The organism is Zoogloea sp. (assembly GCF_041904905.1).
GTDB lineage: Bacteria > Pseudomonadota > Gammaproteobacteria > Burkholderiales > Rhodocyclaceae > Zoogloea.
The window spans coordinates 1-8,945 of sequence record NZ_JAYRMI010000110.1; the positions used below are offsets into that span (position 1 = coordinate 1).

Below are 8,945 nucleotides of genomic sequence, written 5' to 3' on the forward strand. Positions count from 1 at the left end.
CCCCCCCCCCCCCCCCCCCCCACGGGGGGTCAGATCACCAGCTGGGTGCCCAGCTCGACGACCCGGTTGTTGGGGATCTTGAAGAAGTCGGTGGCGCTGGTGGCGTTCTTCGACATGAAGGCGAAGAGGCGCGCCCGCCACGGGTGGATCTGCCGCCCCAGCACGCCGGGGATCACGGTCTCCCGCGAGACGTAGAAGGTGGTCTCCATGATCTCGAAGGGCTCGCCCAGGCGCCGGCAGTGCTCCAGCGCCTGGGGAATGTCCGGGTCTTCCATGAAGCCGTAGCGGATCACGATGCGCAGGAAGCCTTTTTCCATCCGGTGCAGGTAGAGGCGGTGCAGGTCGTTCACGTAGGGCGTGTCGGTGGTCTCGACGGTGACTAGCGCGACGCGCTCGTGGAGCACCTGGTTGTGCTTGAGGTTGTGCAGCAGCGCCGCCGGCACGCCTTCCTTGGAGCCGGTCATGAACACCGCGGTGCCGCTCACCCGGTGCACGTCGGAGCCGAGCATCTTCAGGAAGGCCGGCATCGGCACGCCCTGCTTGGCCAGCTCGCGGCGCACCAGCCGACGCCCGCGACGCCAGGTGGTGAGCACCGTGAAGGACACCAGCGCCATCACGATGGGGAACCAGCCGCCTTGCGGAATCTTGATCGCGTTGGCGGCGAAGAAGGCGATGTCGACGATCAGGAAGCCGCCCGCCACCAGCGCCACCGCCAGCGGGTGCCAGCGCCACAGCAGCACCATCACGAAGGCCACCAGGATGGTGTCGATGAGCATCGTGCCGGTGACCGCGATGCCGTAGGCCGCGGCCAGGTTGGACGAGTTGCCGAAGCCCACCACCAGCGCCACCACTGCGAAGTACAGCGTCCAGTTGGTGAAGGGCACGTAGATCTGACCTTCCTCCTTGCCGGAGGTGTGGATGATGAGCATGCGCGGCAGGAAACCCATCTGCACCGCCTGCCGGGCCACCGAGAAGGCGCCGGAGATCACCGCCTGGGAGGCGATCACGGTGGCCAGGGTGGCCAGCACCACCATCGGCACCAGCGCCCAGTGCGGCCCCAGGTGGAAGAACGGGCTCTCGATGGCCTGGGGCTCGTTGAGCAGCAGCGCCCCCTGACCGAAATAGTTGAGCACCAGCGCCGGCATCACGAAGCCGAACCACGCCAGGCGGATCGGGTAGCGGCCGAAGTGGCCCATGTCGGTGTACAGCGCCTCGCCGCCGGTGACGGCCAGCACCACCGAGCCCAGCGCCAGGAAGGCGAGGCTCGGGTGGTTCACGATGAAGCGCGCGGCGTAAAGCGGGTTGAGCGCGGCGAGCACGTCCGGGTGGCGGGCGATCTCGATGGCGCCCAGCACCCCCAGCACGCCGAACCAGCCCACCATCACCGGGCCGAAGAACAGCCCGACGGTGCCGGTGCCGCGGCTCTGGATGAGGAACAGGCCGGTGAGGATCGCCAGGGTGATCGGCAGCACGTAGGTCTTGAAGTCCGGCGAGACGATCTCCAGTCCCTCGACCGCCGACAGCACCGAGATGGCGGGGGTAATCATGCTGTCCCCGTAGAACAGGGCGGCGGCGAAGATGCCCAGCAGCGAGATCGCCCAGGTCACCACCCGGTTGCGGGAGTTCTCGGTGATGAGCGACAGCAGCGCCAGCGAGCCGCCTTCGCCGCGGTTGTCGGCGCGCATGATTACGGTGACGTACTTGAGGGTGACCAGCGCCATGATCGACCAGAACACCATCGACAGGATGCCCAGGATGTTGTCGGGGGTGACGTCGATGGGGTGGTGGCCGTTGAAGATTTCCTTAAGGGCATAGAGGGGGCTGGTGCCGATGTCGCCGAAGACGACACCGATCGCCGCCACCACTACCGGGGCCAGGGCTTTCTGCGAATGATCGTGGGACACGGTTGGGCTCTTTCTTTTTTTGGCTGGACGGGTGCAGGCAAAAATACGCCCTCTCGACCTGCAAGCGTGTGCCGATTGTCCGCCTTCTGCAGTGCGTCAAATTGACCTAGCTCAAGAGCAGATTGCACCCCTGACGTGGCTGCGGGTTGTGGTATTCACTTACGCGCTGCCCGTAGTTCTTCTTCGCACCTACAATGCAGAGTTTGCCGGTTCGAGTCGGTCCGGCCCTAGTCTTGAGGATGCGTGTATGAAGTGGAACGTGCTGCGCCCGGCCCGGAGCCTGGCGCTGGGCTTGCCGGGGGTGCTGGTGTCGGGGGCGGCGATGGCAGCGGGCGCCGACGGCCCGGCGGTGGCCGGGATTCCGGTGGATTTCATCCTGTTTGCGCTCACCCTGCTGGGCGTCGCGCTGTTCCACGACCACACGCTGAAGGTCGGGCTGGTGGGGCTGACGGCGATCTCCCTCTACAAGATCGTCTTCACCGGCTTTAACGCCGGCCCCGGGCTGGGCGGGCTGGTGGGGCACTTTGCCCACGAGTGGGTGACCCTCGCCAACCTCTTCCTGCTGCTGATGGGCTTCGCGCTGCTCGCGCGCCACTTCGAGAAGACCCGCATCCCGGTGATCCTGCCGCGCTACCTGCCGGACGACTGGAAGGGCGGCTTCGTGCTGCTGGCGATGGTGTTCGTGATCTCCAGCTTCCTCGACAACATCGCCGCCGCGCTGATCGGCGGCGCGATGGCCCATTCCCTGTTCCGCGCCAGGGTGCACGTCGGCTATCTGGCGGCCATCGTGGCGGCCTCCAACGCCGGCGGATCGGGCAGCGTGGTGGGCGACACCACCACCACCATGATGTGGATCGCCGGGGTGAGCCCGCTGGCGGTGGTCGAGGCCTTCGCCGGCGCCGCCATCGCGCTGCTGATCTTCGGCATCCCGGCGGCGCGGGTCCAGCACCGGCACTCGCCGATCATCCGCCACGCCCACGAGCACACCCACGTGGACATGCCGCGGGTTGGCATCGTGGCGCTGATCCTCGGCGCTGCGGTGGCGGTGAACGTGGTGGTGAATGTCCACTTCTCGTCGGTGGCCGACAGCTTCCCCTTCCTGGGCGTGGCGGTGTGGGCGGCGATCCTGCTCACCGTGGGCATCCGCCGGCCCGACTGGGAAGTGCTGCCGGAGACCTTCATGGGCACGATCTTCCTGCTCTCGCTGGTGAGCTGCGCCTCGATGATGCCGGTCGAGAAGCTCCCCGCCGCGTCGTGGCAGACGGCCTTCGGGCTGGGCTTCGTGTCGGCGGTGTTCGACAACATCCCGCTCACCGCGCTGGCCCTCAAGCAGGGCGGCTACGACTGGGGCTTCCTGGCCTACGCGGTGGGCTTCGGCGGCTCGATGCTGTGGTTCGGCTCGTCGGCCGGCGTGGCGCTCTCCAACATGTTCCCCGAGGCCAAGTCGGTGGGTAACTGGCTGCGTCACGGCTGGTACGTGCCGGTGGCCTACGCGGTGGGCTTTGCGGTGATGCTGCTGGTGGTGGGCTGGCACCCGACGGGCGACCTGAAGGCCGCGCTGCCCCACTGAGCGACCCTCGCCCGCCGGCGTCCGGCGGGGTGCAGGGCCGATGAGCGACAACTACCCGAAACGGGCGCGAGCTGTGCAAGAATAAGACTCATTCGTGGCCCGTGGGGCCTTCGACCGGGAGGCATTCATGGGGTTGCGGCTCAAGTTCAATCTGGTTCTGCTGGCCGTCTTCCTGGCGGGCTTTGGCGTGGCCGGCTACATCTCCCACGACCTGCTGCACCGCCAGGCCCGCGAGCGGGTGCTGGGCGAGGCGCGGCTGGTGATGGAGGCCGCGCTGGCGATCCGCGGCTACACCGTCGGGCAGGTCAGGCCGCACCTGATCGACCGGATGGAATCCACCTTCCTGCCCCAGACCATCCCCGCCTACGCCGCCACCGAAACCCTGGCCGAACTCCACAAGAAGTACCCCGACTACGACTACAAGGAAGCCACCCTCAACCCCACCAACCCCCGCGACCGGGCGGCGGACTGGGAGGCGGATCTGGTCAACGTCTTCCGCAACCGCGCCGACAGCCGCGAGATCAGCGGCCAGCGCGACACGCCCACCGGCCCGGCGCTCTACATCGCCCACCCGATCCGCATCGAATCCGCCGCCTGCCTCACCTGTCACAGCACGCCGGACGCCGCGCCGGCCAGCATGCTCAAGGTGTATGGCTCGGCCAACGGCTTTGGCTGGAAGCTCGACGAGGTGGTTGGCGCGCAGGTGGTGTCGGTGCCCATGTCGGTGCCGCTGGCCAGCGCCGATCAGGCCTTCCGCACCTTCATGCTGTCGCTGGCGGCGGTGTTCGGGGCGGTCTTCGTGGCCCTCAACCTGATGCTCTCGTGGCTCATCGTGGGGCCGGTGTCGCGCATGTCGGCCGCCGCCGACAAGATCAGCACCGGCGATTTCGACCAGCCCGAGTTCCCCGAGCAGGGGCGCGACGAGGTGGCCGTGCTGGCCAGCTCCTTCAACCGCATGCGCCGCAGTCTCGAGAAGGCCATGCAGATGATCGACGGCTGAAGGCGGCGATGAGCGACCAGCCGGCGCTGCCCCCGGGGCATCTGCTCAACGAGTACCGCATCGACCGGGTGCTCGGCGGCGGCGGCTTCGGCGTCACCTATCTGGCCCACGACACCAACCTGGATTGCCCGGTGGCGATCAAGGAATACCTGCCCAAGGATGCCGCCGTGCGCCGGGCCGACTTCGGCGTCGAGCCGCGCTCCGACGACGCCCGGCGGGCCTTCGAGTGGGGCCTGCAGCGCTTCCTGCTCGAATCCCGGGCGCTGGCGAGCTTCCACCACTCGGGCATCGTGCGGGTGCTGCGCTACTTCCGCGCCAACGACACCGCCTACATGGTGATGGCCTACGAGACCGGCCAGCCCCTGCAAACCTGGCTGGTGGGCCGGCTGCCGCTCGACCGGGCGAGTCTGCTGCGCATCGTGCGCCCGCTGCTCGACGGCCTGGAGGCGGTGCACGGCGCCGGCTTCCTGCACCGGGACATCAAGCCCGGCAACATCTACATCCGCGACGACGGCTCGCCGGTGCTGCTGGATTTCGGCTCCGCCCGACGCGTGGAGGCCGACAACGTGGACCAGTCCCTCACCGCGGTGGTGAGCCCCGGCTTCGCGCCGGCCGAGCAATACCACCGCCACGGCAAGCAGGGCCCGTGGACCGACCTCTACGCCCTGGCCGGGGTGATGTACTGGATGGTCACCGGCCACCTGCCGATGGAATCCCTCGCCCGCGTGCGCGAGGACACCATGCCGGCGGCGGCGCGGATCGGCAACGTGGCGGTGTTCGGCATCGGCCTGCTCAACGCCATCGACTGGGCCCTGAAGCCCGACGAGAACGCCCGCCCACGGGACGTGGCGGCCTTCCGCCGGGCCTGCCTCGCGCCGCCGGCCGGAGGCGAGGGGCCGGCCGAGCCGCAGCTGGAGGCGCCGTTCCCGCTGGGGCTGTCGGCCGCCGAGGCGCGCACCTTCATCGCCGCGGTGCTGTTCGCCGACGTCACCGGGCCCTTCGGCGACGACGCCTTGCGCACCGAAAGCCGCACCCGGCTGGCGCGGATGCTCACCCAGGCGGTCGCGCCCGTGCCGCCCACCGCCCGGCTGGCGGTCAATACGAAAGAGGGCTGCGCGGTGTGCTACGTGGGCGACCCCGAGGACGCCCTGCGCGCCGCCAGCCGGATCGGCGACGCCGCGGCCGGCGAAGGGCTGGGGGTGCAGATCGGCATCAACCTGGGCCCGGTGCGGGTGGCGTCGGATGCCGGCGGGCGCTCGCGCATCCTGGGCGACGGCATCTCCACCGCCTGCCGGGTGATGCGTCTGGCCGAGCCCGGGCGGGTGCTGGTGTCGCGGGCGTATTTCGAGGTGATCCACCACCTCAAGCGCAACGCGGCGGCGTGCTTCCAGCACCTGGGGGTGCGGCGCGACGCCGAGGAGCGGGAGCACGAAGTCTTTGCCTACGCGGGGGAGGGGGGCGTGCCGGGCGGCGGCCCGGCCGACCCGTCGATCCCGCGGCCGATGGCCGGCGCCGATCTTACCCCGGCCAGCATCGACGCCGCCGAACGCCGCCTGGCGCTGCACATCGGCCCGATGGCGAAGGTGCTGGTGCGTCGCACGGTGCCCCGGGCGGCCAGCAGCGCCGAGCTGCACCGCCTGCTGGCCGAGATCATCCCCGACCCTGCGCCGCGGGCGGCGTTTCTGGCGGGGGCGGCGGCGGGCGAGGTGCCGTCCGGCTCACGGCCGGCGAGCGCAGCCCGGCCGGTGTCGGTTGGGGCGGTGTCGCAGGCCCGGCGGGCGCAGGAACAACCGGGCGGCGCGCTGCCCGACGAGGCCCTGGCGCGGGTGGAGGCGCTCTTTGCCCGCTACATCGGCCCGATGGCGAAGGTGCTGGTGAAACGGGAAGCCCGCAGCGCGGATTCGGTCGAGACCCTGTGCCGGTCGCTGGCCGGGCACATCGACCGGCCGGCCGATCGGCAGCGCTTTCTGGCCGACGCGGGGTTCTGAGGCGCTCAGGCCGACGGCGGGGGATAGCCGTGCGTGTGGCAGGCGGCGATCAGGGCCGTTTCGGCGATCTCGAAATCGAAATTGTGCAGGGCCTGGCGGATGGCCTGGAAATCGCTGCCGAAGGCGCGGCCCAGCAGCTCCGCGTGGGTGTCGGCCAGATGCAGGGCGGCCAGATCGCAGGCGACCACCAGCGGCAGCAGCTCGCGGCACACGGCGGCGAGCTGCGCGTCGTCCACCGGGCCGGGCGCGACGGGCGCCGGGGTGGCCTCGGGCGGCAGGCGGGCGTCGAGTTCGGCCATCAGCGCGTCGAGCGCGTGGCGAAAGTGCGCCAGCAGCGCGTGCACGTCGGCAAGGGGGCGGTCTTCCCGGAGCGCCATCTCCAGGTCGAGGGCGGCGGGCTGAAGGCGGAAGGCGCCGAAGGTGCCCGACAGGCCCTTCACGGTGTGGGCGCGGCGCGTGGCGGCAGGCCGGTCGCCGGCGGCGAGGGCAGCGGCGATGGCGCTGGCCGCCGACCGCTCGGTGGCGATGAAATCCCGCAGCAGCGCCAGGTAGAGCACCGGGTCGCCCTCCATGCGGCGCAGGCCGCTGGCGATGTCCAGCCCGTCGATGGGCTGGGGGAAGCCCGGGGCCGGGCTGGCGGGCGGGGATTGCATGCGGGGGGCGGTCAGTGGCGGGCAGGGCTCAGGCGATCATCGCCTTGCAGGCCTTGGCGCATTCGGCACAGCTCTCCATGCACTCCTTGCAGGGCTTGTGCTTGGTGGCGTGCTTCTTGCACTCGGCCTCGCAGGCCTGGCACACGTCCACGCACAGGGCGGCGAGCTTGGGGGCGAACCTGGATTCGGCGCCAGCCAGGGTGACGAGGGCGCGGCAGCTGGCGAGCATTTCGCGCACGCTGGCGGCGCAGGCGGCCATGCTCTTGTCGCCCTCGCCCAGCAGCATGATGCAGTGGGTCAGGCACACCTCGCCCTTCTCGATGCAGATGCCGGCGGTGTCGAGCACGGCCTGCCAGGGGTGGGCGCCTTCGTGGTGATGGTGGCTGTGATCGGCGGCGGTGGCGACGCCGGCGGTGGCGAGCAGGGCGCCGGTGGCGATGAGGGCTTCACGTCGGTTCATGGTAGTGCTCCTGAGCGTTCGGTTATTTTGCGGTGGCGTCGGAGGTGCGGTTGGCGCCGTCCAGGCGACGCGCCTCCTCCTCGCTGATGTACTCGAAAACACGCACTACTTTCTGTACCCCATTGGTGGTACGGGCCACTTCGGTGGCCGCTTCGCCTTCGCGCTGGCTCACCAGGCCCAGCAGATAGACCGTGCCGGCTTCGGTGACGACCTTGACGTGGGGAAGGTGGAAATCCTTCTGATCGACGAAGCGGGTCTTCACCTTGGAGCTGATGTAGCTGTCGTTGGTGCGGGCGCTGAGGGTGCTGGTGGGGGCTACCCGCAGCTCATTGATCACCTCGCGGACGTTATCGACGGTGGCGGCGATGCGCCCGGCTTCCTCGCGGGAGGCTTCGTTGAACGCTTCGCCGGTGAGCAGCAGCTTGCGGTTGAAGGCGGTGGCGTTCACGTGGACCTTGTCGCCCAGGCGGTCGTTGATCCACTTGCCGGCCTTCCATTCGATGCTCTCGTCGTCCACGTAGGCGCCGGAGCTGCGGCGGTCGGCGGTCATCGCCACGGCAACCCCGGCGCCGCCGACGAACAGGGGGATGCAGCCCTGCAGCACCGAGGCGGTGCCCAGCGCGAGGAACAGCGAGGCGAGCAGTTTGCGGGAGGATTTCATTCTTCAACTCCGAGAAAGAGGCAGTCGATGCCGTCGCACAGGCAATGGAGGGTGAGCAGGTGGACCTCCTGGATGCGCGCGGTGCGGTCGGCCGGCACGCACAGGTGGATGTCTTCCGGGCCCAGCAGCGCGGCCATCTCGCCGCCGCCCTTGCCGGTGAGGGCCACCACGCGCATCTCGCGCTCGTGGGCGGCGTGGATGGCTTCGATCACGTTGGGCGAGTTGCCGCTGGTGGAGATGGCCAGCAGCACGTCGCCGGGCTGGCCCAGGGCGCGCACCTGCTTCGAGAAGACCTGGCCGAAGTCGTAGTCGTTGGCGATGGAGGTGAGCGTGGACGAATCGGTGGTGAGGGCAAAGGCGGCCAGCGGCGGGCGCTCCATCTCGAAGCGGTTGAGCAGCTCGGCGGCGAAGTGCTGGGCGTCGGCGGCCGACCCGCCGTTGCCGCAGGCGAGGATCTTGCCGTTGGCCATCAGGCAGTGGGTCATGGCCTCGATGGCGTGGGCGATGGGCTCGGCCATGAACTCGAGGGCGGACAGCTTGGTGTGGGCGCTGTCGGTGAATTGCTGGGCGATGCGGGCGACGAGATCCATGGGGTGTCCGGAAGGCGCGCCGGGCGCCGGCGCGGGGAAAGCGATACGGGAAAAGCCCCGCGCTTATAGCAAACCGATCCGAAAGCGCCCCTGGCGCGAGAGATCCGCGTACAAACCCA

Annotated in this window: 8 protein-coding genes; 3 read left to right on the top strand and 5 right to left on the bottom strand. The window is 69.6% G+C overall.

The window, feature by feature from the left end; all coding sequences use genetic code 11:
- Positions 1-29 precede the first annotated feature (29 nt).
- Positions 30-1,904, bottom strand: a complete 1,875-nt coding sequence (locus tag ACE3N6_RS18655; protein ID WP_374247323.1) for a potassium transporter Kup — start codon at positions 1,902-1,904, stop codon at positions 30-32.
- 247 nt (positions 1,905-2,151) lie between these two features.
- On the opposite strand from ACE3N6_RS18655, the gene ACE3N6_RS18660 reads away from it, so the two are divergent.
- The 3 genes from ACE3N6_RS18660 (at position 2,152) to ACE3N6_RS18670 (ending at position 6,462) form a co-directional block, all read left to right on the top strand.
- Positions 2,152-3,474, top strand: a complete 1,323-nt coding sequence (locus ACE3N6_RS18660) for a citrate transporter (RefSeq protein ID WP_374247324.1) — start codon at positions 2,152-2,154, stop codon at positions 3,472-3,474.
- A 127-nt stretch (positions 3,475-3,601) separates the two neighbouring features.
- The gene (locus ACE3N6_RS18665; protein ID WP_374247325.1) at positions 3,602-4,474 is read left to right on the top strand and encodes a DUF3365 domain-containing protein; all 873 of its coding nucleotides are present in this window, start codon (positions 3,602-3,604) and stop codon (positions 4,472-4,474) included.
- A gap of 8 nt (positions 4,475-4,482) precedes the next feature.
- The gene (locus tag ACE3N6_RS18670) at positions 4,483-6,462 is read left to right on the top strand and encodes a protein kinase (RefSeq protein ID WP_374247326.1); all 1,980 of its coding nucleotides are present in this window, start codon (positions 4,483-4,485) and stop codon (positions 6,460-6,462) included.
- Positions 6,463-6,467: 5 nt separating this feature from the next.
- Here ACE3N6_RS18670 and ACE3N6_RS18675 read toward each other — a convergent pair whose 3' ends face one another.
- The 4 genes from ACE3N6_RS18675 to ACE3N6_RS18690 are packed head-to-tail and all read right to left on the bottom strand — an operon-like array spanning position 6,468 to position 8,826.
- Positions 6,468-7,115, bottom strand: a complete 648-nt coding sequence (locus ACE3N6_RS18675; protein WP_374247327.1) for an Hpt domain-containing protein — start codon at positions 7,113-7,115, stop codon at positions 6,468-6,470.
- Positions 7,116-7,143: 28 nt separating this feature from the next.
- The gene (locus ACE3N6_RS18680; protein WP_374247328.1) at positions 7,144-7,575 is read right to left on the bottom strand and encodes a four-helix bundle copper-binding protein; all 432 of its coding nucleotides are present in this window, start codon (positions 7,573-7,575) and stop codon (positions 7,144-7,146) included.
- A gap of 22 nt (positions 7,576-7,597) precedes the next feature.
- A complete protein-coding gene (locus ACE3N6_RS18685; RefSeq protein WP_374247329.1) occupies positions 7,598-8,236 on the bottom strand; it encodes a BON domain-containing protein in 639 nt (212 codons plus the stop codon).
- Complete coding sequence (locus ACE3N6_RS18690; RefSeq protein WP_374247330.1) at positions 8,233-8,826, bottom strand: phosphoheptose isomerase; 594 nt, start codon at positions 8,824-8,826, stop codon at positions 8,233-8,235. The genes ACE3N6_RS18685 and ACE3N6_RS18690 overlap by 4 nt, the downstream gene beginning before the upstream one ends.
- Positions 8,827-8,945: the final 119 nt, after the last annotated feature.

What these genes read in the sequence shown, in the direction of transcription:
- ACE3N6_RS18660 (WP_374247324.1), top strand. Translation starts at nt 2,152, where the DNA reads ATGAAGTGGAACGTGCTGCGCCCGGCCCGGAGCCTGGCGCTGGGCTTG.
- ACE3N6_RS18665 (WP_374247325.1), top strand. Translation starts at nt 3,602, where the DNA reads ATGGGGTTGCGGCTCAAGTTCAATCTGGTTCTGCTGGCCGTCTTCCTG.
- ACE3N6_RS18670 (WP_374247326.1), top strand. Translation starts at nt 4,483, where the DNA reads ATGAGCGACCAGCCGGCGCTGCCCCCGGGGCATCTGCTCAACGAGTAC.
- ACE3N6_RS18675 (WP_374247327.1), bottom strand. Translation starts at nt 7,115, where the DNA reads ATGCAATCCCCGCCCGCCAGCCCGGCCCCGGGCTTCCCCCAGCCCATC.
- ACE3N6_RS18680 (WP_374247328.1), bottom strand. Translation starts at nt 7,575, where the DNA reads ATGAACCGACGTGAAGCCCTCATCGCCACCGGCGCCCTGCTCGCCACC.
- ACE3N6_RS18685 (WP_374247329.1), bottom strand. Translation starts at nt 8,236, where the DNA reads ATGAAATCCTCCCGCAAACTGCTCGCCTCGCTGTTCCTCGCGCTGGGC.
- ACE3N6_RS18690 (WP_374247330.1), bottom strand. Translation starts at nt 8,826, where the DNA reads ATGGATCTCGTCGCCCGCATCGCCCAGCAATTCACCGACAGCGCCCAC.